Here is a 23162-nt window from a genome sequence, read left to right on the forward strand (position 1 = left end):
ACAGGTCTCCTTACTACTGTCACCACAGTCTGTAATTAAAAGAGTAACCTATATATCTTGAATGAAACAGGGGGGAAATTTTTGCCAGATCAATAAATCAGGAAATTTATCGACCTGGCATAAGGGCGAAAGGGGTTACGCCACGTTGCGGGTATGTCCGGCGAGAACCGCCAGCGCTTCGCCGTTTTCGATGGTGATGTACTTACCTTTCACCGCCAGCATTCCGCTTTTCTGGAAACGACCCAGCAGACGGCTGATGGTTTCAACGGTCAGGCCCAGGTAGTTACCGATATCGCCACGCGTCATCGTCAGGCGGAACTCACGCGGTGAGAAACCACGCTCTGCGAAGCGGCGGGAGAGGTTATAGATAAACGCGGCCAGACGCTCTTCTGCATTCTTTTTAGAAAGCAGCAGGATCATGTCCTGATCGCCTTTGATCTCACCGCTCATCAAACGCATCATCTGCTGGCGCAGGTTTGGCATTTTACCGGACAGATCGTCCAGGGTTTCGAACGGGATTTCACAGACCATTGAGGTTTCGAGGGCCTGAGCAAAGCTCGGGTGATGGCCAGTGCCGATGGCGTCAAAGCCTACCAGGTCACCCGCCAGATGGAAGCCGGTGATCTGCTCGTCGCCTTGTTCGGTAATGGTGTAGCTCTTGATGGTGCCAGAACGGATAGCATACAGCGATTTCAGTTCATCTCCGGCTTTGAACAGCGTCTGGCCTTTCTGAATCGGCTTTTTACGCTCGATAATATTATCAAGCTGATCAAGCTCGTGCTCATTCAGGGTAAACGGGATACAAAGCTGGCTGATGCTGCAATCCTGACAATGGATAGCACAACCGCCAGATTGAATGCGTCGTATAATTCGCTTTTCCGGGATCATAGGTTTGCTCAAGCCTTAATTGATATTGGTCAATTTTAACATCTTTTTGGGGAGGACGTAAGCCTGGTAAACCATCAATGAGGACAAGTGGCGGCAATGTGCCGCCATCTTCTTGAAATTCCACAGCTTGATTATGGATTATTAGCCTAACCGGAAGAAAATTAAGCACAAAAAGCCTGGGATCTAGAGCAGAAGATACCCCTCATGGCGCAGTAACCACTCCTTACGCTGCACGCCGCCGGCATAGCCAGTCAGGGTGCCGTTACGCCCAATGACGCGATGACACGGCACCACAATACTGACCGGATTGGAGCCATTTGCCGCGCCCACCGCCCGTGCTGCCCCTGCACGGCCCAGCTGTTCGGCAAGCTGCCCGTAATGCATCACCTGACCGCAGGGAATGCTGCGCAGCGCCTGCCATACCTCACGCTGGAAGGGCGTTCCCCCCGTGGCGGTTGGCAGGGTATCAATAATGCCGAGATCGCCCTCAAAATATGCGGCGAGCTTATCACTCAGCCCGCCCGGATTGCTGGCACGGATGCGTTCGTAACCCTGCAAGCGATAATGAATGTCGAGCAGTTCGACCATCCGATCGCTGTGCTCTTCCCACTCGACGGCGCGCAGATTGAACGCTTCGTCCGCAATCACCCACAGCGGGCCGAGCGGGGTGGCAATCTTATCTTCGAGTAATCTCAGCATCCTCTATCCTTAGTTTAACCTTGGGTATATCCCCGGTCCTATCGGCAGGCCGACAAGATACCATGCCACCAGCATGACCAGCCATACCCCTAAAAAGATAAGCGGATAGGGCAAGACCAGCGAATAGTAGGTACCCAGTTTGGCTTCGGGTTTGTAACGTTGCAGGAAGCCCAAAAACAGCGGTACGAACGGTGATACCGGCGCGAGCGGGATCACCGACGAGTCGGCAATACGGAACAGGATCTGCGCAAACGCCGGATGGAACCCGAGCATCATAAACATCGGCACGAAGATGGGCGCGAGAATCGACCAGATAGCCGAGCCGCTGGCGATAAACATGCACAGCAGGGATGACAGCAGCGCCAGCCCGACAAACGCCGGGACGCCGCTCAGCCCGGCCGTTTCCAGCGCGTCCGTCAACCCCACGGCCATAAACTTGCCCATGTTGCTCCAGTTAAACATCGCCACGAACTGCGCCAGCGGGAACACCATGACGATAAAGCCCGCCATCTCCTTCATCGGCTCTATCATCAGGTGGGGCAGATCGCCCTGACGACGGATTTTGCCGGTGGCGATGCCGTAGGCCAGCGATACCACAAAGAAGAAGAGAATAATCAGCGGCACAATGCCCTGAATAAACGGCGAAGGCAGTACGGTATGTTTAACCGGATCGCGCAGCACGCCGTTCTCGGGCACGACCATCAGCGCGACCACGGCGATAAACGCCAGCGAAACGATCCCGGCGACCCGCAGGCCGAACTGCTGCTCTTTACCGAGCGTTTCCAGCTTTTCATCGCTGCGGCCTTCCCATTTCCCGAGGCGCGGTTCGATAATTTTATCGGTGATAAGCCCCCCGACAATCGTCAGCACCACCACCGAGCTGGCCATAAAGTACCAGTTGTCGATCACGCTGACGTGCATGGCTGCATCGATAGTTTTTGCCGCTTCGTTACTGATCCCCGACAGCAGCACGTCGGTGGTGACAATCAGCAGGTTGGCGGTAAAGCCGCAGCCCACGCCCGCGATGGCTGACAGCAAACCGGCGACGGGGTGACGTCCGACGGCGAGGAAAATCAGCGCCCCCATCGGCGGCATGATCACCAGCGCGGCGTCGGACGAGATGTGGCTGAAGAAGGCGATAAACAGCACCATATAGCTGGCGTAGCGCGCGCTGACGTGAGAGGCCATCTTGACCATTAACGCGGGCAGCAGCCCCACGCGTTCCGCAAGCCCGGCGCCAAGTACCAGCGCCAGAATCGCCCCCAGCGGGGCAAAGCCGCTGAAGTTTTTAATCACGTTCGGTAAAAACCAGTGCAGCCCTTCCACGCTAAGCAGGTTTTTTACCACTACCTGGCTGCCGTCTGCCGGACTGCGCACGCTCACGTCAAAGGCGGAGAGCACGGCGGTCGCGACCATCAAAATCACAATCAAATAGATAAAAAGCAGGAAAGGGTGCGGCACTTTATTACCGATCCTTTCAACCCAGCCATAGAGCTTACCGGATGGGGAATGCGAAGGTATGGATGACATACTCATGGGCGTTCCTCGGGACTGTTGCGTTGTTGTGTTGTTGTGTTGTGTTTTTTTATTTTAAAGGTGACGGTGTCACGCCCGGAGGGATCGGACACGCGTACGGTTTTTCTTGTCGTTGTTGTTCAAACTCTTCACGGCATTTTTCAAGCAGCGCGGCGTCCAGCAGCAGATGTAACGCCGTCGCGCCCATCACTTTTGCGGCCAGCAGCATCCCTTTATGCGCAATGGAGGTACGGCCCTGCGCCACCAGCTGCCAGGTATGCAGCGGCGTGCCGACGGTAAAGCAGGGGCTGAAGCATTGCGCGACCGGCATTTTCCAGCTGACGTCGCCCACGTCGGTCGATCCCGCCAGCACGTTATCGGTAATGGCGTAAGGCGCGACTTCATCCACCAGCAGCGTTTCCTGATGACGACGGGCAAAGGCTTTTCCCGCTTCACCGCCGGTGGCGGCGATATTTTTCAGGCTGTTTTGCAGATCGTTAGCGCTTAGGGTGGCGCGGATCTCCCCGGCGAACTGGCGCTCTTCTTCGCTCCATTCCGGCGTGCCGTAATGCTGTAGCGCCTGATACATCGCCCCTTCCAGCGTGCGGTTGGGCAGGTAGCTGGAGCAGGCCTTATCAAACCGACGCTCGACGCGAGTTTCGGTCATCATCGCGGCGCCCTGAGCAATTTTCTCGATCCGCTCGTAGATCTGCTGCGCGTCTGCCATCTCCGGGGCGCGGATCAGGTACAGAACTTCCGCCTGCGCCTGCACCACGTTAGGTGAAATCCCTCCCGTATCGGTGATGGCGTAGTGGACCCGCGCTTTTTCAATAATGTGCTCGTTCAGGAAATTGGTGCCGGTGGTCATCAGCGTCACGGCGTCCAGCGCGCTGCGTCCCAGATGCGGGGAATTAGCCGCGTGGGCGGCCACGCCCTTAAAGCGCCAGGCGGCCTGGATATTTGCCAGCGTGCTGACGTTAAACATCCCGGCAAAGGCTTCCGGGTGCCAGGTGACGGCGGCATCGACATCGTCAAACAGCCCTTCACGCACCATAAAGGTTTTCCCGGAGCCGCCTTCTTCTCCCGGACAGCCATAAAACCGGACCGTTCCGCTGCCGCCGTGCTGCTCCAGCCAGCTCTTTACCGCCACGGCGCCCGCCAGCGCCGCCGTGCCCAGCAGGTTATGGCCGCAGCCGTGACCGTTCGCCCCCGGCGTGGCGGATTGTTCGCTGGCGCAGCGCGCCTGCTGGCTCAGCCCGGCCAGGGCATCGTATTCGCCGAGCAGGGCGATGATCGGCCTGCCGCTGCCGTAGCTGGCAATAAAGGCATTCGGAATATCCCCGGCCTCGCGCGTCAGGGTAAAACCCTCGGCTTCCAGAGCGCAGGCGAGGCGTTCGGCAGACCAGAACTCTTCGAAGCGCGTTTCGGGATGATCCCAGATATCGTCGGCAATCGCCGTAAACGTCTGACATCGCGTGTCGATCGCGTCAGCGATAAAAGCGTATTTGTCCTGCATTAAACACCTCGTGCCCACGGGAAGTTGAGCGCGGTTCGCGCCAGGGTTTCGATGGCGACGCTCATGACGCGCTCGTCGAAGTCGAATTTTTCGTTGTGATGCCCGGCGCTCAGTTCGGTGCCAAACACCATATAGGAGGCCATGCCGCCGTTTTGCTGTACGCGCGCCATCATTAACGTGGCATCTTCCGAGCCGGCGGGGGCTTTGACCTTATCGATGGCGTTAACCACGCCCGCCACCCCGCTTGCCTGTTCGCGCAGGTAGGCCACCCAGGCCGGGGAAGGCGAGCTTGAGGTCGCCGCCCCCATAAGCTGCGTGTCCGCCGTCACCCCGTACAGCGCCGCCGCGCCGGTAATGACCTCCTGCGCGCGTTCAAACACGTAGCGGTTGATGGCTTCGCTTTCACCCCGGGTTTCAATCTTAAGCAGCGCGTTGGCCGGGACGACGTTGCGCCCGCTGCCCGCCTGCATTACGCCGACGTTCACGCGCGATGCGCCTTCGCTGTGGGGCGCAATGCTGTGAAGGGCAAGGGCGGCCTGCGCGGCGGCGAGCAGGGCGTTGCGGCCTTCCTCCGGTTTGCCGCCCGCGTGGGCCGCCACGCCGGTAAAGCGCACGTCAAATTTGGTGGTGGCCATAAAGTTATCGCTGCCGCAGATTACCGTGCCCTCAGGCACGCCCGTGCCGATATGAATGGCGGTAAAGTAGTCCACGCCGTCCAGCGCCCCGGCGGCCACCATCGCCCGCGCGCCGCGCGTGCCTTCTTCCGCCGGCTGGAAGATCAGCTTGACGGTGCCGTTGAGCTGCGCTTCGTTCTCTTTGAGCACCTTCGCCAGCCCCAGCCCGATGGTGGTGTGCCCGTCGTGGCCGCAGGCGTGCATCATGCCCGCGTTGCAGGAGGCAAACCCGTCGCGGAACGGGCGATGGCTGTCGTCCAGCGCTTCGCTGAGATCGAGCGCGTCCATGTCCACGCGAAACGCCAGGGTCGGGCCGGGGCGTTCGGTATTCAGGGTCGCCACAATGCCGGTGAATCCGCCTTCAAACGGTGCCAGCCATTTTTCAGGCGCCCCTTGTTCACGGGCGCGGGCAAACTCGTGCGCCAGCGTGGCGGCGTCCGGCAGCCCCATGCGGCTTTCGGCATCGACCACGTCGCGGCCCATCGCCAGCTCATAGCCAAGGCCGTCTAAAATCTCCGCGATCTTCGCCGCGGTACGAAACTCTACCCAGCCAGATTCAGCAAAGTGATGAAAATCGCGCCGCCATGCGGTCAGCTGCGGGGTTAGGGTCTGAATGTATTGCGCCAGTAAATCCATAGCCTGTCCTGTTATCATTAAAATATGTGAACTGCTTCACGCTGTGATAGTTTTTACTTATCACTAACCGTTTTTTCACAGTTTTAACCGTTCAGGAATTACCCTCGCACATCCATTTACATTAAAGTAGATGACAATTTCTTTACTCTGATAAACAACGGTTATCGGTCGGGCTATGTCATATCAGGTTAAATTTCATCAAATCCGCGCATTTGTCGAAGTGGCGCGACAGGGCAGCATTCGGGGTGCCAGCCGGGCGCTAAATCTTTCGCAACCGGCGCTCACGAAGTCGATTAAAGAGCTGGAAGAGGGCGTTGCCGCACAGCTTTTTGTGCGTCGCAGTAAAGGGGTTGCGCTGACCGAATGCGGAGAGAGCTTCTACCAGCACGCAAACCTGATCCTGGAAGAGCTGCGCGCCGCGCAGGACGACATCCGCCAGCGTCAGGGACAGCTGGCGGGGCAAATCAACATCGGCATGGGGGCGAGTATTTCACGCAGCCTGATGCCTGCGGTGATCACCCGGTTTCACGCGCAGCACCCGCTGGTGAAGGTGCGCATTATGGAGGGACAGCTGGTCTCAATGATCAACGAGCTGCGCCAGGGCGAGCTGGACTTTACCATTAATACCTATTTCCAGGGGCCTTACGATCATGAGTTCACGTTTGAAAAACTGTTTGAAAAACCGTTCGCGATATTCTGTCGGGAAGGTCATCCGGCGATAGGGGCAAAATCGATTAACGATTTACTGAATTATAACTGGACGATGCCAACGCCGCGGGGGAGTTATTATAAGCAATTACAAGATATATTTAGTCACCGCTCGCAAATACCGCAGATTGGCATTGTCTGCGAAACCTTTTCGTCCTGCATAAGCCTGGTCGCACAAAGCGATTTTCTCAGCATTTTACCGCAGGAGCTGGGCTGTGACCCGCTGCTGGCGCACCGCCTGGTGATGCTGCCCGTTGCCGAGTCTTTACCAAAAGCCGCCTATTATTTAATTCAGCGCCGTGATTCACGCCAGACGCCGCTTACCGAATCGCTTATTACGCAGTTCAGAAGGGAAGCGCGGAAGATAATTTCAGAGTGAATAAGCCATAATAAAAAAACAGAGCCTGTCCGACATCAGACAGACCCTATAGTACACACAGCAGTGCATCCTTTCACGAGTCCCGCATATTTTATCCTTAGGGCAGGTATATTTAGTTATAACACCTTTTGCTAAAAATGAAAGGCTCCCTGGCGATTGATTTCACTAATTTTTAACTTAAATTTCATATTTTACTAATGCTGAAATTTTACTTAAGTTAGGTTTAATGATTTTCATTCATCTTATTTAATATATTCGCCAGCTTATTATTATAATATTTATTTACCTTTCCGGTAGCCGGGCGGTCGTTGAGACCCCCGTCAGGCGCAGGTATAGTACAGGCTCAGATGTAGCCGGAGAATGCTCATGAACCCTGACGACAAATCACTCTTTCTTGACGCCATGGAGGATGTCCAGCCCCTGAAGCGCCGTGCGGATTTGCACTGGCAGCCGAGCCGCAACGCCCGCACCCGGCAGGAGATCGACACCGAGCAGCTCGATAACTTCTTAACCCTCGGCTTTCTGGAACTCGTCCCACTGGCCGAGCCGTTAGCCTTTCAGCGTGAAGGCTTGCAGCAGGGCGTGATTGATAAGCTCCGCGCAGGAAAATATACCCGTCAGGCCAGCCTCAACCTGTTACGCCAGCCCGCCGAGAAGTGTCGGCAGATGCTGTTTTCGTTTATCCGCCAGGCCGAGCGCGACGGGCTGCGCAATCTGATCATCATTCACGGCAAAGGGCGCGAGGAGAACTCGCACCCGAACGTGGTGAGAAGCTATCTGGCGCGCTGGCTCACCGAATTCGACGCGGTTCAGGCCTTTTGCGTGGCGCTGCCCCATCACGGCGGAAGCGGCGCCTGCTACGTCGCCCTGCGAAAATCTGACGAAGCGAAACAGGAAAACTGGGAGCGGCACGCCAAGCGCAGCCGCTAACCCGATTATCCTCAGAACGTTTCCCAGTTCCCGTCGGTTGCGCCTGCCGACGCGGTTGACGGGCGCAGCGGCTGCGGCGCTTTCTGCGGCGCAGGGCGGGGAGCCTGGGTTTGATGTTGAGAATTCAGACGAAACGCGGCCACGGCCTGACGCAGCTGTTCAGACTGATCTTCCAGCGCCGCCGCGGCGGTTGCCGACTCCTGGACCAGCGCGGCGTTTTGCTGCGTCACGCTGTCCATCTGCGACACCGCCAGGCTGACCTGCTCAATGCCCCGACTCTGCTCGTCCGATGCCGACGAAATCTCGCCCATGATATCGGTCACGCGGGTGACGGCGGCGACAATCTCCTTCATGGTCGCTCCCGCCTCGCTCACCTGGTCAGAGCCGGTACTCACCCGGCTGACGGAGTTCTCGATAAGCCCCTTGATCTCTTTTGCCGCCTGGGCGCTGCGGCTGGCCAGGGTGCGCACTTCGCCCGCCACCACCGCAAATCCACGGCCCTGTTCACCCGCTCGGGCGGCCTCTACGGCGGCGTTGAGCGCCAGAATGTTGGTCTGGAAGGCGATGCTGTCGATAACGCCGGTAATGTGCGCGATTTGCTGTGAGCTGTCGGCAATTTCCGTCATGGTACGGACAACGTTATCCACTACGCGTCCCCCGCGCGCGGCGGTTTCGGAGGCGTTTTTCGCAAGCTGGGTCGCCTGGCGGGCGTTATCGGAGTTCTGTTTTACCGTTGCCGTTAGCTCTTCCATGCTGGCGGCCGTCTCTTCCAGCGAGGCGGCCTGCTGTTCGGTGCGCGCCGAGAGATCGTTACTGCCGGCGGCGATTTCACCAGCGCCCGAGTAGATGGAGTCGGTGCTGCCGCGCACGGCGCTGACCGTTTTCACCAGCGACTGCTGCATGTCGTGCAGGCCCGCCGCCAGCTGTCCCATCTCATTTCGGCTACCCCGATCGATGCTGTGGGTCAGATCGCCGCCAGCGATGGTGCGAATATGGTTCATAATGGTTTTAAGCGGTTTTAACAGCAGGTGCTGCAACCCTTGCCAGATCACCACCAGCACGGCGATAACGGCGAGGAAAATGCCCGCCAGCGTCCACTGCATGTGGGTAAAGCTTCTCTGGTTCTCCTCGGCGGCGGCTTTCAGCAGGGTATTGTTTTCGGCGCGCCAGCGGCCGTAGACCGCCTCCATATTGTCCTGCGCCTGCTGCGCGTCGAGGTCGCCGTAGGCCTGATAGTTATCGGCGCGCAGGTAGTCAATCGACAGGCGCAACACCTCGTGCATCTGGCTCCAGGCCGTCTGCATCTCTTGCGTTAACGCGGCGTTTTGGCCGTTAACCTGCGGCATTTTCTGCCAGGCGCTGTTATAGGCTTCCGCCTTAGCCAGCGAGTCTGCGGCGGTGCCGAGCAGTTTGTTGATGGCCGCCAGCGACGCCGGATCGCGCTGGTTTTTCAGATAGCGGATCGCCACGCGGGTGACGGTGACGCGCGTTTTCACCAGCGTGTTCACGCTGTCGCTCAGACTCTCCTGCTGGGCGTTAAGCACCCCGGAGTTCTGGAAATTATGGCGATCGCTGCTCACGGCCGAGTAGAACAAGCCTCCCGTGACAACTTGCAGCAGACAGAATATGGTGAGGGCAAAGACAATTCCGGTAATCACGTGCAGATTTTTCAGCATAGCGGTCATCCGTTATAAGTGCAGGGGTTGCCCAACTACTATCGACGTAGCGAATTTAAACTTTAATTTAACTATTGCTTAACTAATTGTTCCATACCGGAACCTGTTGTAAATCCGGATCATTTTTTTGAGGAAGGGTGACATGAGCAGCATTGAAAAAAGCGGACGTTTTGCTTTAGGAACGCGCACCGTGGTGCGACTGGGCTACGGTGCGATGCAGCTGGCCGGGCCGGGGGTGTTTGGCCCGCCGAAGGACAAACGGGCGGCGCTGGATGTCCTGCGGGCGGCGGTAGAGGCCGGGGTGGATCATATTGATACCAGCGATTTTTACGGCCCGCACGTCACGAACCAGCTGATTTGCGAGGCGCTGCATCCGTATCGCGACAACCTCACCATCGTGACCAAAATCGGCGCGCGGCGCGGCGAGGATGCCTCGTGGCTGCCCGCGTTTTCCGCGAAGGAGCTGACCCAGGCGGTACACGACAACCTGCGCAACCTGAAGCTCGACGTGCTCGACGTGGTGAACCTGCGGGCGATGTTCAGCACGCATGGTCCGGCGGAAGGGGATCTCACCGAGCCGCTGACCACCCTGGCGGAACTCCAGCAGCAGGGGCTGGTGCGCCATATCGGCCTGAGCAACGTAACCGCGAAACAGGTGGCTGACGCGCAGAAAATGGTGTCCGTGGTCTGCGTACAGAACATGTACAACATCGTGAACCGTGGTGATGACGCGATGATCGACGCGCTGGCCGCGCAGGGGATCGCTTACGTGCCGTTCTTCCCGCTGGGAGGCTTTACGCCGTTGCAGTCTTCCGGGCTACAGGCGGTTGCGGATTCGCTCGGCGCCACGCCGATGCAGGTGGCGCTGGCCTGGCTGCTGCAACGTTCGCCGAATATTCTGCTGATCCCCGGCACCTCGTCGGTGGCGCATTTGCAGCAAAACCTGGCGGCAGGCGATCTGGTGTTACCCGCTGACGCGATCGATACGCTTAATTCGCTGGTAGATTAAGCGAAAAACGGCAGCCCGGATGCGAATCATTCGGGCCTGCTGCCTGCTCAACGAGCATCGGTTGGCGTGGCTTCTGCCCGGCGATTTTGACGGTGAAGCGCCAGCGCCTCCGCCACAATCTCCTGCTTGCTTTTACGCGTTTCAAACGCGGTCGCTCTGACATACTCCATTAAGTCTTCGTCTACTCTGGCGCTTAACATCTTCAGGTCAGCATCCTTTGCTAAACCGCGAGCAGCACGCTTGTCAGGATAATCACGGGATGGCATAGAAAACAGTCTCCAAAAATAGTCTTGTTCTTTCGTGCTGTGAAATATGCACCTGCTCAGTTTTTAAGTCAATATATAGTGAGTCGTGAGTTAGTGGGTTAGTTCTGTTTCCTTTGATTTAAGTCATTAATAAGTGATGGTGAGAATCACTTACCAAAGTCTACTTTCACCCGAAACGTTGGGGGCCAAAATGCTGCCTCCATCACAGAAACGATCTTTAGGTTTTGGCGCTGCCGCATAACGGCCAGCGGGCGTTGGCCTCATCGCGCCGTATCCTTTACTGTGGCAAGAAAAACGTGAGGATAACTATATGGATTTTAATGCGTTTCAGCTTCAGACCACCGTTGCGCCGCCGCAGTTTACCGACGTTGCGCCCGTACCGCTTAGCGATGCGACGATGCAGGCGCGTAAAGACGCCGTGCTTGCGCGCATGGCTGCCGAAGGGTTTGACGCGCTTATCCTTTACGCCGACAAAGAGCATGGCAGCAATTTTGAATACCTGACCGGCTTTATTCCCCGCTTTGAAGAAGGGCTGCTGGTGCTGGCGAAAAACGGCGCCGCGACCCTGATCCTCGGCAATGAAAACCTGAAAATGGCCGCACACTCGCGCATTCCCGCCACCCTTAAGCATGCTCCCTGTTTCTCATTGCCCAATCAGCCTATGGATAACGACAGGCCGCTGGAGGATCTACTCCGTGATACCGGGCTGAGCGAGATGCACCGCGTGGGGCTGGTGGGCTGGAAGATGTTCACCTCCGGTCACGCCGTTCTGCGACAGCGTTTCGATTTACCCTGGTTTATCGTCGACGCCGTTAAAAAGAGCCTTCCTGACGACGCCATCGTTGAAAACGCGGCGCACCTTTTTATCGGCGGGGAGAACGGCGCGCGCATCACCAACAACGCGAATGAGATCGCGCACTACGAATACGGCGCGAATCTCGCGTCGAACTGCATTCTGAACGCCATGAATGCGGTAGAGCCGGGCATTCGTGAGGTGGATCTGGGGCAGTATCTGACGGCGGAAGGCCAGTACAATACGGTGGTGACCATTGCCGCCGCGGGCCAGCGCTTTGAAAAAGCGAATCTCTATCCCACGCATAAGCCGGTGCTGCGCGGTCAGCCGCTCTCCATGACTACCGGATTTAAAGGCGGGCTTTCCAGCCGCACCGGGTTTGTGATTGCCGACGAAAGCGAACTGCCGGAAACGCAAAAAGAGTACCTCGAGCGCGTGGTAAAACCCTATTTCGGTGCGGTCGTGGCCTGGCTTGAAAATATTCACATCGGCATGACGGGCGGGGAGATGTATAGCCTGATAGAGTCCGTTCTGCCAAAAGCGAAATATGGCTGGCATCTTAATCCGGGGCATCTCAGCGCCGATGAAGAGTGGATGTCGTCCCCCATTTTTAACGGCTCCACGCAAACCCTGAAAAGCGGCATGATTGTGCAGATAGATATTATTCCGTCCGTGCCGGGCTATACCGGCACCAGCGCCGAAGAGAGCATCGCGCTGGCCGGGCGTGAGCTTCAGGACGAGATCAAACGCGCCTGTCCTGAGCTGTGGGCAAGGATCGAGGCCCGCAGGCGTTATATTATTGACGTGCTTAAGATTAACCTGAGCGATGACGTGATACCGCTGTCCAGCACGGTCGCTTATTTGCGTCCTTTCTTCCTTGCGAAGGATAAAGCCTTCACCCGCTAAACCCTGAGTGGAAAAGTTGTTGCAAAGAGCATGGTTATTTTTGTTTTTGTCGACCATGCTCTTTGTATTTCCCGCACTCCGCGCCGTAAATGCCGTCAGCGTAATCGTACTTACCCATGCCCAGGATACGTTATGCGCAATGCCCTCGTTCCTTTTATCGCAGCAGTGACGCTTTTTATTGCCGGGGTGTTTATTCTTAATACCCAGCTCTGGTATTCCGCCCGCGCGGACAGCCTGGCGGGGGCGAAGTACGCCGTGAAGAATATGAACACGATTCTGGCGGAGGCGCGCCATGCCACCCGTGTCGCCAGAGCGATAGCGGAGAAAGGCTGTAGCCTGGAGGGGCAATACCAGCTGGCGACCGAGGCGGCGCTGCAACCACATCTCAGAACGCTGCTCATCGTTAAGCAGGGGCAAATTGTCTGTTCATCCCTGCCGGGTAATCGGATCCTGCTGCGAAATGCGCTGAACTTGCCCGATTCGCCGCTCGTGTTGTTGCCCGCAAACAGCACGGTGAACGGTCTGCCCGTTCTTATCTATCAGGTGGATGTGGCGAAAAACCGGATTATGGTTTCCATGAGCGATCGCCATATCCGGGACGCGCTGGGCATCCCGCTGACGGGCGTGACCTATTCATTACGGGTGGGAAATTCCACGCTGTCGACCTCCGGTGATGTGGTGACCCTGAACGCGGCGCAGCAGCACGTTGGCCGGGTTCACGCCGTGGGTTATCCCTACAGCATCGAATACACCTTCCCTCCGATGTTCAGCCTGTACCGGCTGGTGACGCAGGGCGGCGGTATTTTGCTGTTTTTACTGCTGATGTCGTGCCTTACCGCCTGCGCGCTGTACAAATATCTGAACAAAAGCCCGCCGCCTGAAGAGTCGCTTCGCGGTGCCATTGCCCGGGGCGAAATCGTGCCGTTTTATCAGCCGGTGATGAACGGCAGAGAAGGGACGCTGCGCGGCGTTGAGGTGCTGGCGCGATGGAAGCACCCCAGCGCCGGGTTTATCTCTCCGGCCTCGTTTATCCCGATTGCGGAAAAGTCCGGGCTGATTGTTCCGCTGACGCGAAGCCTGATGGCGCAGGTGGCGAAGCAGATGAACGACATTTCCAGCAGGCTGCCGGAAGGGTTTCACATCGGGATTAACTTCAGCGCGTCGCATATTGCCATGCCTACCTTTGTGGAAGAGTGCCTTAGATACAAAAACAGCTTTATACGCAAGGACTTAAATCTGGTGCTGGAGGTGACGGAGCGGGAGCCGCTGGACATCGACGAGCGCCTTGTGCAGACCCTGAACGTGCTGCACGAAAACGGTTTTGCCATTGCGCTGGACGACTTTGGCACCGGATATAGCGGGCTGTCCTACCTGCAAGATCTGCATATTGACTACATCAAGATCGACCAGAGTTTTGTCAGCCGGGTGGACGAGCACGAGGATTCGACGCTGCTTCTCGACTGCGTGCTGGATCTGGCGCGTAAGCTCTCGATAAGCATCGTCGCGGAAGGGGTCGAAACCAAAGCCCAGCTTGATTACCTCAACCGCAATAACATCACCTTCCAGCAGGGGTACTACTTCTTCCGGCCCGTGCCGTTCATTGAGCTGATCAAAATTTTGCTGTCGAAGCCGAAAGTGAAGGTCAGGGTGGAGTAGCGCTCTGCCTCGCTTAAATCCCCTAAACATCAACGCGTTTGGACACTTCTTCCTGAAAGCGGCTTGATCCCTGCCCATAATCCGTAATACTGTATTTATATACAGTACATGGCAGGCATAACAATGATGAACACGCTTTTTTCTTATTATTCACGGCAAAGTATTGAGTTACCCCTTTATCTGGAACGCGTTGCCTGTGGCTTTCCCAGCCCGGCGCAGGATTACGTCGAAGACCGTATCGATCTGAACAAGGTGGCGATAAAACACCCCAGCGCCACCTATTTTGTGAAGGTGAGCGGCGATTCGATGATTGGCATGGGGATCGGCGACGGCGATCTGCTGGTGGTTGACCGCTCGCTAAACGCCGGACATGGCGATATCGTGGTGGCCGCTGTCTGCGGGGAGTTTACGGTCAAGGAGCTACAGACGCATCCGGTGCTAAGACTGCTTCCCCACAATCCCCGCTATCAGCCCATTACCTTTCAGTCCGAAGAGGAGCTGCAAATCTTCGGTGTCGTCACCCATACGCTTAAGACGCATAAACATGTTCGCGCTGGTTGATGTGAATAGCTTTTATGCCTCCTGCGAGACCGTGTTTCGCCCGGATCTGCTGGGCAAGCCTATCGTGGTAGTGTCCAATAACGACGGCTGCATTATTTCGCTTTCACGCGAGGCAAAGCAGTTTGGCATCAAAATGGGCGAGCCCTACTTCAAGTTTAAAGAGAAGCGCTTTCCGTCGCGGGTATACGTGTTTAGCTCGAACTATGCGCTGTATGCCGATCTCAGCAGCCGCGTGATGCAGACCCTGACCGACATGGCTCCGGCGATAGAGATCTACTCCATCGACGAGGCGTTCGTGAATGTGTCCGGCGTTGACGGCTGTATGTCGCTGGAGAGCTTCGGGCACGCCATGCGCAACCAGGTGCTGAAGAATACCGGGCTGACGGTGGGCGTGGGGATCGCGCAGACCAAGACGCTGGCGAAGCTGGCAAACTACGCGGCGAAAAAATGGCGCAGCACCGGCGGCGTGGTGGATTTGTCGAACAGCGAACGCCAGCGTAAGTTGCTGGCGGTGGTCCCGGTCGACGAGGTGTGGGGCGTGGGGCGGCGCATCACGAAAAAGCTCAACGCGATGGGCATCACCACTGCGCTGGACCTGGCGGACAGCTCCTCTTGGGTGATCCGCAAGCATTTTAACGTGGTGCTGGAACGCACGGTGCGCGAGCTTCGCGGCGAGCGCTGCCTCGATCTGGAAGAGTTTGCGCCCACCAAGCAGCAGATCGTCTGTAGCCGCTCGTTCGGACACCGCATCACGCAATACGTTGAGATGCACCAGGCGATTTGCGCCTACGCCGAGCGCGCCGCAGAAAAGCTGCGCGGCGAGCATCAGTATTGTCGCTTTATCAGCGTGTTTGTGCGCACCAGCCCCCACGCGGACAATGAGGTGTTCTACGGCAACCAGGCGTCCGTCACCCTGACGACGCCGAGCAACGACTCCCGCGATATCATCCGCGCCGCCACCGACGCCTTAGGGCGAATATGGCTCGACGGCCGCCGCTATATGAAAGCGGGGGTGATGCTGGCGGACTTTTACAGCAGCGGCGTCGCCCAGCTTAATTTGTTCGATAACAACCGCCTTCACGCCAACAGCACGGCGCTGATGGAGGTGATAGACGGGTTAAATCACTCCGGAAAAGGAAAGGTCTGGTTCGCCGGGCAGGGGATTGATAAAGCCTGGTCGATGAAGCGCGAAATGCTGTCGCCGTTTTACACGACACGGTATGCGGATTTGCCGGTGGCGCGATAAAAATCAACCGTTCAGTCCGGCAACCTCCCCCCGGCAGGTGACCTGCCGGACCCGACGCGGTAATCTTTACCGTTTCTGTCTGTCCAGTGAGATCCAATGAATAACCTCGCGCTCTGGTATCGCCAGTTCGGTGAACCCGCCGACGTCCTGCAACCGGAACACACCGCGCTCGCGCCGCTGAAGCCGGGCGAGTTGCGGGTAAAGATGCGCTGCGCCCCGGTCAACGCGTCCGATCTGATCCCCATCACCGGGGCCTATCGCCACCGGACGCCGCTGCCTGCGGTGGCAGGGTACGAGGGCGTCGGCGTGGTTATGCAGGCGCCCGCCGGGTTTGCGCATCTGACGGGCAAACGCGTCCTGCCGCTGCGGGGACAAGGCACCTGGCAGCAGGTGGTGGACTGCCCGGCGGCGTTTGCGATCCCCGTGCCGGATGCTATCGACTCCACGCTTGCCGCGCGGGCGTACATTAATCCGCTGGCGGCGCAGATGATGCTCAACCGCTATTCGCCGCAGGGGAAACGGGTGCTGTTAACGGCGGCGGGCTCGGACTGCGCTATTTTGCTCGGGCAGTGGGCGCGCAAGGCGGGGGCTGAGGCAGTATACGGCATTCACCGTTCGCCCGTTCACGCCGAACGGCTGGCGGCAATGGGGATTATCCCGGTCGATCAGCAGGATACGGCTGCGGTGCGGGAAATCGCCGCGCGCAGTGAGGTGGTTTACGATGCGACCGGCGGCAGCCTGGCCCAGACGATCCTGAGCGTTATGCCGGAGGCGGGGATATTTGTCTGCTACGGGCTGCTTTCGGGGCAGACGTTTCGCCAGCAGCGTGCTCTGCCGCGCGTCGAATGGTTCCATATTCGTAACTATCTGGATGCGCTGGACGCTGAGGCGTGGCAAGCGCAGTTCCGTCAGATCTGGCCCCGCCTGGCTGCAAGCCAGTACAGCGGCGTTACGCCGTACCCGATTTCGCAGTGGCAGGCGGCGCTCGGCGACTATCGACGGGCCGGAAGGGTCAGCAAGCCGTTGCTGATGATGGAAGAGTAAGCCCCCGACCGGCGGGGGCCAGATTTACTTATGGCTCATGTCGCTGAGCAAAACGGCGATGCTTTGCCCGCCCGCCGTCTGCTCCAGACCAATTTTCACAATGATGGTCAGCGGCACCGAGAGCAGCATTCCGACGGGGCCGAGCAGCCAGCCCCAGAAGATCAGGGATAAAAAGACCACCAGCGTCGACAGCCCCAGCCCGCGCCCCATCATTCGCGGCTCCAGAATATTGCCGAACACCAGGTTAATCACCAGATAGCCCGCCAGAAGAATAAGCGCGTCGTAAAAGCCGCTGAACACCAGCACCTGAAGGATCGGGGGGATCGCCGCCAGCACCGAACCGATATTGGGAATATAGTTGAGCGCAAACGCCAGCAGCCCCCAGACGAAGGCGAAGCGAACGTCCAGCGCAATCAGCATCACCCAGACCACGCCGCCCGTCACCAGGCTGATGGCCGTTTTCAGCACCAGATAGCGCGACACGCTGTCCAGCGCGCGCTGGATCGCACCCATCCCTTCCACCGGCCGGGACATGATCTGCTCCAGCTTCGCCGGAAGCTGCGGCACCTCCAGCAGCATAAACACCACCGTCAGAAACAGCAGGAAAATCGAGGTCATGGCGTTGGAGAGCTGCGTCAGCAGGGCGGTGACCAGGGTCATCGCGGCGTTAGGATCGATATACCTCAGCAGCTCTTCAACGGAAACCTCAATGCCCGCGCGCTGTAGCCAGGGTTCGATTTGCAGTAGGGGGATCGCCAGCGACGAGCGGTAGCGGGGCAGCGTGCGCGCCAGCTCGTTCAGGGACGTGCCAAGATAGGCGACCAGCAGCACCATGACGATAATGATAATGCCAATCAGCAGGGAGATCGCCAGCACCCGGGGCACGCGCAGGCGCACCATGCGCTGAACCAGCGGGTTAAGGATCACCGCGATAAACAGCGCGAGAATAAAGGGCACGATAATGTCCGCCGCAAAGCGCACGCCGGTCAGGATCACCACCAGCATGCCCAGCATGATGACAATTTTCAGCCCGTTCAGGGTAACGATCGGTTTAGCCATGGAAAGTCCTGGAATAATGCTTTTATTAATAATAAGGCCGAATGCGGATCCAATAAACTAACCGAGGTCAAACAGGATGGGTAAAGAATTGAAAAGACTTTGAGTAAATTCTTGGCTTATGGTACAAATCTGGCGTGTTCAACTACTGAGGACAATTTTCATCCGCAAAGACGAGAAGCAAGACCGCGGATAATTGTAATATTATGGACAATTTGTTCAGGACGTATTTTTCAAATAACACTGCTGTATTTTCCACCTCCCTCTGCCTTCTGTCCGGTGAGCAACACTGGCGCTCCTCGCTATAGTCACGCCTTCTGCCTGAGCTAACGCCTTGCGTTTAGCTATCTGATTTAATTTCATATTTTTGGGTCCGCTGCCCGCAGCGAGCCTCGATGGATTATATTCTCAAGCAGGAGAAGACTCATGTTTTACTGGATTTTATTAGCTCTGGCGATCGTCGCTGAAATTACCGGCACACTGTCGATGAAATGGGCAAGCGTTAGCGATGGCAACGCTGGCTTTATTTTGATGCTGGTGATGATTTCACTTTCCTATATTTTCCTGTCCTTTGCGGTTAAAAAAATCGCACTGGGCGTGGCGTATGCATTATGGGAAGGGATCGGTATTTTATTGATCACGCTGTTCAGCGTCCTGTTATTTGATGAGGCGCTCTCAGCCATGAAAATTGCCGGACTGACGACCCTGGTCGCAGGTATTGTGCTGATTAAATCGGGTACACGAAAACCGACAAAACCGCAGAAGGAGACCACCCATGCAGCAGTTTGAATGGATCCACGCGGCCTGGCTGGCGTTTGCAATCGTGCTGGAAATTATTGCTAACGTCTTTCTGAAATTTTCCGATGGTTTTCGCCGTAAAACCTACGGCCTGATGTCCATTGCCGCCGTACTGGGGGCGTTCAGCGCCCTGTCGCAGGCGGTCAAAGGCATCGACTTATCCGTGGCCTACGCGCTGTGGGGCGGTTTTGGTATCGCCGCCACCCTCGCCGCCGGCTGGGTGCTGTTCGGCCAGCGTTTGAATAATAAAGGCTGGATCGGGCTGGTGCTGTTGCTGCTGGGAATGGTGATGATAAAACTTGCCTGACAGTGACATAGCCGTTTACAGGCAGCGAAATTCGCTGCCTGTATTACTCTTAGAAAAGCAGGACTTTTAAGAGGATGGCGGATGTATCACACATTAAGCTGGCGAAATATTCCCACCGCAAAAACGCTGTTCGTGATGATCTTCATGGCGGGGATCGGCTTAATCATTTCGGTTATCGCGCTGCTCTACCTCTCTTTACACCTCATCAGCACTAAAACCAACGAAATCGACGAACACCGCACCGCGCTCTCGGTGCAGGGGGCGATCCAGACCTCCGTCAACCGCGTGTCGTCGCTGGTGATCGATAACGCCGTCTGGGACGATGCGGTAAACGAAGTCTATAACCCGGATCTGGACACCACCTGGCTGTACAACACCTGGGGAGCGGGCTTTAAAATCAACAACCTCTACGACGGCACCTTCGTGCTGGACGAACGTTTCAACGTGCTTTGGGGCTCCTTTCAGAGCAAACCCTTTACGGATAAAAACCTCGATTTCTTTGGTAACGGCCTGAAAGCGCTGATTGACGAGCACCGCAACGCGCTGCCCGATGGCAAAAATATCTACGCGGGGATCACCCGCACGCGTCACGGCGTGGCGTTTATTGGCATTGGCCTGGTCCGCCCGATGGTGGGGCCGTTGCAGGCCAGCGGCGATACGCGGCGCTATCTGGTCATTACTCGCCACCTTAACCCGCAGATTTTGTCCGATCTGGGGGCCACCTTTCAGATCGATCGCCTCAGCTACTCGCCCGAGAAGATCAGCGAAGTGAGTATGCCGCTCAACAGCTCGGCGGGGGAGCTGCTGGGCTATCTCAACTGGCAGGCGCGTCTGCCCGGGGCGCAGGCCGCCCATGCCGCCTCTTCGGACATCACGCAGATCGTGGTGCTGGCCGCCGCCCTGATCCTGCTGTTTATCCTGGTGAGCAGCGTGGGGCTGTATAAGCTCGCCAGAGGGGAGAGCCAGGCCCGGCGGGTAGCCAGAACCGACTGGCTGAGCCATCTGCCCAACCGACGCGCGCTCATCGAGGCGCTGGATCAGGTCAGCCTGCGCGGGGATATCGACGTCAAAAGCGTGGTGTTTATCGATCTCGACGGCTTTAAGGACGTAAATGATATCTACGGTCACAGCGTAGGCGATGATTTGATCGTCGCGATTGCCAACACGCTGCGCGAGCGGGTGCCGCCGGGCGGAATGCTGGCACGAATGGGGGGCGATGAGTTTGCCATGACCGTCGGCGGCGATAATGCAGAAGCGCGGGCGGCGGCGTTTGCGGAATCGGTGCTCGACTACCTGAACGCGCCTGTTCGACTGGGAGAGCGGACGATCCACATCGGGGCCAGCATCGGTATCGCCAGCGGAACCCTGATTGAATGCACCAGCTCCGAGCTGTTTCGCCGCGCCGATATCGCCATGTATCACTCCAAAATGACCGGGAAAGGGCGGATAACCCATTATGACGCGGAGCTCAACAGCGCCCGCGAGCGGCAGCTGGCGATTGAAAATCAGATCCGCAGCGGCCTGGAGCGCGACGAGTTTGAGGTCTGGTATCAGCCGATAATCGATGCCCGCAGCCAGAAGATGACCAGCGTGGAGGCGCTGGTGCGCTGGCCGCGCCGCCCGGACGGGGAGCTTGGCCCGGATACCTTTATTGCCATCGCTGAAACAAGCGGCCTGATCTATAAGCTCGGGCAGTTTGTGCTGCATCGCGCCTGCGCGGATCTGGAGCCGTTTAGCGATTTAAAACTGTCGGTCAATATCTCTCCGGCGCAGTTCCGCGATCCGGAATTTGAGGATAGGGTCGCGCACGTGCTCGACGTTACCCGCTTCCCGGCCAACCGGCTTCAGCTTGAGGTGACGGAAACCTACGTGCTGGAAAATCCGGAGCGGGCGCGTTCGGCCATCATGAACCTGAAGGCGCTGGGTACGGCGGTGGCGCTGGATGACTTCGGCACCGGGTATTCCAGCATCGGCTATCTGCGGCGCTTTAATTTCGACACCATCAAAATAGACAAATCGCTGGCCGGGCTGGTGGATAACGACGAGCAGGCCGCCGCACTGGTAAGCGGCACGGTGCGGATCGCCAACGCGCTGGGGATGGCGGTCGTGGCGGAAGGGGTCGAAAACGAAAAGCAGATGAAGCTGTTGCGGCTGGCTGGCTGCGATCAGTTGCAGGGGTTCTGGTTCAGCCAGCCGATGCCGATTGAGGCGATTATTGCGTTACGTCAGGTCAGACAGTGCTGAGCTAGTCTTTCGCCAGCGCGTCGAGCCGGTCACGAAAGCCGGTCACGGAGAGCGCGCGGTTATCGGCGCGCCAGCGGTCTTTGGCGGCGGGGGCAGAGCTTTGCACGCCAATCAGCTGCCAGCCGCTGTCGGTTTTCAGCATCAGCGGCGAACCGCTATCGCCCGGCAGGGTGTCGCACTGGTGTGACAAGACGCTGTTTTGCGCCCAGCCGGTGACAACGCAGTCGGTGTGGGTGTAAAGCGTATCCAGATGATCGACAGGGTAGCCCGATTGCGTCACCTTGCGGTTGGCCGCTTTGAGCGCGGCGGTCAGGGCGGCTTTATCCCCGTCGAACAGCGGCAGCGGCGTGATGCCGGAAGGCGGGTAACGTAAGACGATCAGACCAAAATCCCAGGAGGCCGCCGCGGGCGGCACAATCCAGCCGTCGCCATCCGGCTTCAGGCGTTTACCCAGCGACGGATCGACGCGGCCTTCGATGCCGTGGATCTCATAGCGCCAGACCCCTTTTTGCGACACAAAACGCAGCGCCACCGCTTTATCCGGCTTGCCGTTCGGCGGCGTCAGCAGACAGTGGCCTGCGGTCAGCGCAAGCTGGGGCGTGATCAACGTGGCGGTGCATAAGTTGCCGCTGGCGGTTTCCAGCTGGCCAATGGCATCCCAGGGGGCGTCGGTTGGGCTGGTGACAGGCGTCCGGTCGTCATGACCAAAAAACAGCGTCTTAACCTCTTTGGCGTTAAGGGCGTCATCATCGCCATCGTCCGCATGTGAAAAGCCAGAAATAAGACTACATGTTCCCAGTAACAACATTACAGATTTACGCATATCACACTCTGGTGGGGGTAATTATGATTTTTAAATATGAACCCTAAGAAAATACTATAGACGGGACGGCGATAAAGTGGGAGTAAAATCAGCGTGCTACATTCAGGAAAGATAGAAACGGCTGGCGATGAGCGCGCACAAAATAAGTAGGATAAGAATCAACTCAAACCGATAGCGCCGCAGCATACGCCCTCCGGATAAAAAAACGGCGCTGACCCTTTTCCGGTTCAGCGCCGGTTTACCAACGTGCCCCGTAAGGCACGGTTAAGCGTGTACTCTTACGCAGCTGGCTGTGCAGCTGGTTTAGCAGCTTCGTGTTTTACTGCTTTTTTGTGATGCTTTTTAGCAGCCTGCGCTTTCTGCTCTGCGGCTGGTTTAGTCGCTTTTTTGTGATGTTTTTTAGCGGCCTGAGCTTTCTGCTCTGCGGCTGGCTTAGTCGCTTTTTTGTGGTGCTTTTTAGCGGCCTGAGCCTTCTGCTCTACGGCTGGCTTGGCGGCTTTTTTGTGGTGCTTTTTAGCAGCCTGCGCTTTCTGTTCGGTTGACGCAGCGGTTGCTGGCGCAGCGGTCTCTTTTTTCGCTGCTGCTTTGTGATGTTTCTTATGATGCGTCGCTTTTGCTGGCGCAGCGGTGGTGGTTGCCGCAGGTGCCGCAGCAGGTGTGGCGGTAGCGGTAGTCTCAGCAGCGAATGCAGCGGAAGACAGACCCATAGCAGCGGCAACAACCAGAGCTAATACTTTGTTCATTCTCATACCCTCGAATTTGGCTTTTCATTTAACCCCACTGCGGGGCCGTTGAAAGCACTATATCCCTGTAAATCCGGGGTTTCCGTGAG

At 57.4% G+C, this 23162-nt stretch carries 22 protein-coding genes and 1 pseudogene; 12 read left to right on the forward strand and 11 right to left on the reverse strand.

All coding sequences use genetic code 11. The features are described 5' to 3' along the window. Positions 1-135 precede the first annotated feature (135 nt). The 5 genes from fnr to ACSVHP_RS01160 all read right to left on the reverse strand — a co-directional run bounded on the left by fnr (position 136) and on the right by ACSVHP_RS01160 (position 5928). Positions 136-888: a fumarate/nitrate reduction transcriptional regulator Fnr gene (gene fnr / locus ACSVHP_RS01140; RefSeq protein ID WP_234675256.1), complete on the reverse strand. Its 753-nt coding sequence runs from the start codon at positions 886-888 to the stop codon at positions 136-138. Between the two features lie 183 nt (positions 889-1071). Next, positions 1072-1587, reverse strand: a complete 516-nt coding sequence (gene ogt, locus ACSVHP_RS01145) for a methylated-DNA--[protein]-cysteine S-methyltransferase (RefSeq protein WP_234675257.1) — start codon at positions 1585-1587, stop codon at positions 1072-1074. Between the two features lie 9 nt (positions 1588-1596). Beyond that, positions 1597-3123 (reverse strand): p-aminobenzoyl-glutamate transporter, encoded by a 1527-nt coding sequence (gene abgT / locus ACSVHP_RS01150; RefSeq protein WP_447550691.1) that lies wholly within the window; start codon positions 3121-3123, stop codon positions 1597-1599. Between the two features lie 49 nt (positions 3124-3172). Next, positions 3173-4618 carry a M20 family metallopeptidase gene (locus ACSVHP_RS01155; RefSeq protein WP_447550692.1) on the reverse strand — a complete coding sequence of 482 codons (1446 nt, stop codon included), beginning with the start codon at positions 4616-4618 and terminating at the stop codon, positions 3173-3175. After that, a complete protein-coding gene (locus ACSVHP_RS01160; protein ID WP_447550693.1) occupies positions 4618-5928 on the reverse strand; it encodes a M20 family metallo-hydrolase in 1311 nt (436 codons plus the stop codon). The genes ACSVHP_RS01155 and ACSVHP_RS01160 overlap by 1 nt, the downstream gene beginning before the upstream one ends. A 175-nt stretch (positions 5929-6103) precedes the next feature. Here ACSVHP_RS01160 and ACSVHP_RS01165 point away from each other — a divergent pair, with 175 nt between their 5' ends. Then, positions 6104-7015, forward strand: coding sequence for a LysR family transcriptional regulator (locus tag ACSVHP_RS01165; RefSeq protein WP_234675261.1), 912 nt, complete (start codon positions 6104-6106; stop codon positions 7013-7015). 366 nt (positions 7016-7381) lie between these two features. Further along, entirely contained in the window at positions 7382-7945 is a 564-nt protein-coding gene (gene smrA / locus ACSVHP_RS01170; RefSeq protein ID WP_447550694.1) for a DNA endonuclease SmrA, read from the forward strand. Positions 7946-7956: 11 nt separating this feature from the next. Here smrA and tcp read toward each other — a convergent pair whose 3' ends face one another. Continuing rightward, positions 7957-9621, reverse strand: a complete 1665-nt coding sequence (gene tcp, locus ACSVHP_RS01175) for a methyl-accepting chemotaxis citrate transducer (RefSeq protein ID WP_447550695.1) — start codon at positions 9619-9621, stop codon at positions 7957-7959. 142 nt (positions 9622-9763) lie between these two features. On the opposite strand from tcp, the gene ACSVHP_RS01180 reads away from it, so the two are divergent. Continuing rightward, positions 9764-10630 carry an aldo/keto reductase family oxidoreductase gene (locus tag ACSVHP_RS01180; protein ID WP_447550696.1) on the forward strand — a complete coding sequence of 289 codons (867 nt, stop codon included), beginning with the start codon at positions 9764-9766 and terminating at the stop codon, positions 10628-10630. 47 nt (positions 10631-10677) lie between these two features. Here ACSVHP_RS01180 and ACSVHP_RS01185 read toward each other — a convergent pair whose 3' ends face one another. Beyond that, positions 10678-10896, reverse strand: a complete 219-nt coding sequence (locus ACSVHP_RS01185; protein ID WP_234675265.1) for a hypothetical protein — start codon at positions 10894-10896, stop codon at positions 10678-10680. Positions 10897-11206: 310 nt separating this feature from the next. On the opposite strand from ACSVHP_RS01185, the gene ACSVHP_RS01190 reads away from it, so the two are divergent. From ACSVHP_RS01190 to ACSVHP_RS01210, 5 genes are all read left to right on the forward strand, one after another. Further along, positions 11207-12595, forward strand: a complete 1389-nt coding sequence (locus ACSVHP_RS01190) for a M24 family metallopeptidase (protein ID WP_447550697.1) — start codon at positions 11207-11209, stop codon at positions 12593-12595. 132 nt (positions 12596-12727) lie between these two features. Continuing rightward, positions 12728-14251, forward strand: a complete 1524-nt coding sequence (locus ACSVHP_RS01195) for an EAL domain-containing protein (protein ID WP_447550698.1) — start codon at positions 12728-12730, stop codon at positions 14249-14251. A 126-nt stretch (positions 14252-14377) separates the two neighbouring features. Beyond that, a complete protein-coding gene (gene umuD / locus ACSVHP_RS01200) occupies positions 14378-14812 on the forward strand; it encodes a translesion error-prone DNA polymerase V autoproteolytic subunit (protein ID WP_234675306.1) in 435 nt (144 codons plus the stop codon). Beyond that, positions 14796-16058: a translesion error-prone DNA polymerase V subunit UmuC gene (gene umuC / locus ACSVHP_RS01205; RefSeq protein WP_417314017.1), complete on the forward strand. Its 1263-nt coding sequence runs from the start codon at positions 14796-14798 to the stop codon at positions 16056-16058. Before umuD ends, umuC begins: the two co-directional genes overlap by 17 nt. Positions 16059-16154: 96 nt before the next feature. Then, positions 16155-17102, forward strand: coding sequence for a zinc-dependent alcohol dehydrogenase family protein (locus tag ACSVHP_RS01210; protein WP_447550699.1), 948 nt, complete (start codon positions 16155-16157; stop codon positions 17100-17102). 24 nt (positions 17103-17126) lie between these two features. Here ACSVHP_RS01210 and ACSVHP_RS01215 read toward each other — a convergent pair whose 3' ends face one another. After that, positions 17127-18161: an AI-2E family transporter gene (locus ACSVHP_RS01215; protein ID WP_447550700.1), complete on the reverse strand. Its 1035-nt coding sequence runs from the start codon at positions 18159-18161 to the stop codon at positions 17127-17129. Between the two features lie 134 nt (positions 18162-18295). Between ACSVHP_RS01215 and ACSVHP_RS01220 the strand changes: the two are divergent. From ACSVHP_RS01220 to ACSVHP_RS01235, 4 genes and pseudogenes are all read left to right on the forward strand, one after another. Continuing rightward, a pseudogene (locus ACSVHP_RS01220) lies at positions 18296-18466 on the forward strand (protein YdgV). Positions 18467-18584: 118 nt separating this feature from the next. Next, entirely contained in the window at positions 18585-18947 is a 363-nt protein-coding gene (gene mdtJ / locus ACSVHP_RS01225) for a multidrug/spermidine efflux SMR transporter subunit MdtJ (protein WP_234675271.1), read from the forward strand. Further along, complete coding sequence (gene mdtI, locus ACSVHP_RS01230) at positions 18934-19263, forward strand: multidrug/spermidine efflux SMR transporter subunit MdtI (RefSeq protein ID WP_417314011.1); 330 nt, start codon at positions 18934-18936, stop codon at positions 19261-19263. The genes mdtJ and mdtI overlap by 14 nt, the downstream gene beginning before the upstream one ends. An 81-nt stretch (positions 19264-19344) precedes the next feature. Beyond that, entirely contained in the window at positions 19345-21507 is a 2163-nt protein-coding gene (locus tag ACSVHP_RS01235) for a bifunctional diguanylate cyclase/phosphodiesterase (RefSeq protein ID WP_447550701.1), read from the forward strand. Between the two features lies 1 nt (position 21508). Here ACSVHP_RS01235 and ACSVHP_RS01240 read toward each other — a convergent pair whose 3' ends face one another. From ACSVHP_RS01240 to asr, 3 genes are all read right to left on the reverse strand, one after another. Next, positions 21509-22330 (reverse strand): trypsin-like serine peptidase, encoded by an 822-nt coding sequence (locus tag ACSVHP_RS01240; protein WP_234675274.1) that lies wholly within the window; start codon positions 22328-22330, stop codon positions 21509-21511. A gap of 102 nt (positions 22331-22432) precedes the next feature. Next, complete coding sequence (locus ACSVHP_RS01245) at positions 22433-22516, reverse strand: small membrane protein YdgU (protein ID WP_023617729.1); 84 nt, start codon at positions 22514-22516, stop codon at positions 22433-22435. A 92-nt stretch (positions 22517-22608) separates the two neighbouring features. Then, positions 22609-23073, reverse strand: coding sequence for an acid resistance repetitive basic protein Asr (gene asr / locus ACSVHP_RS01250; protein WP_447550702.1), 465 nt, complete (start codon positions 23071-23073; stop codon positions 22609-22611). Positions 23074-23162 lie beyond the last annotated feature (89 nt).

It is taken from the genome of Enterobacter sp. 186315 (genome assembly GCF_053290175.1).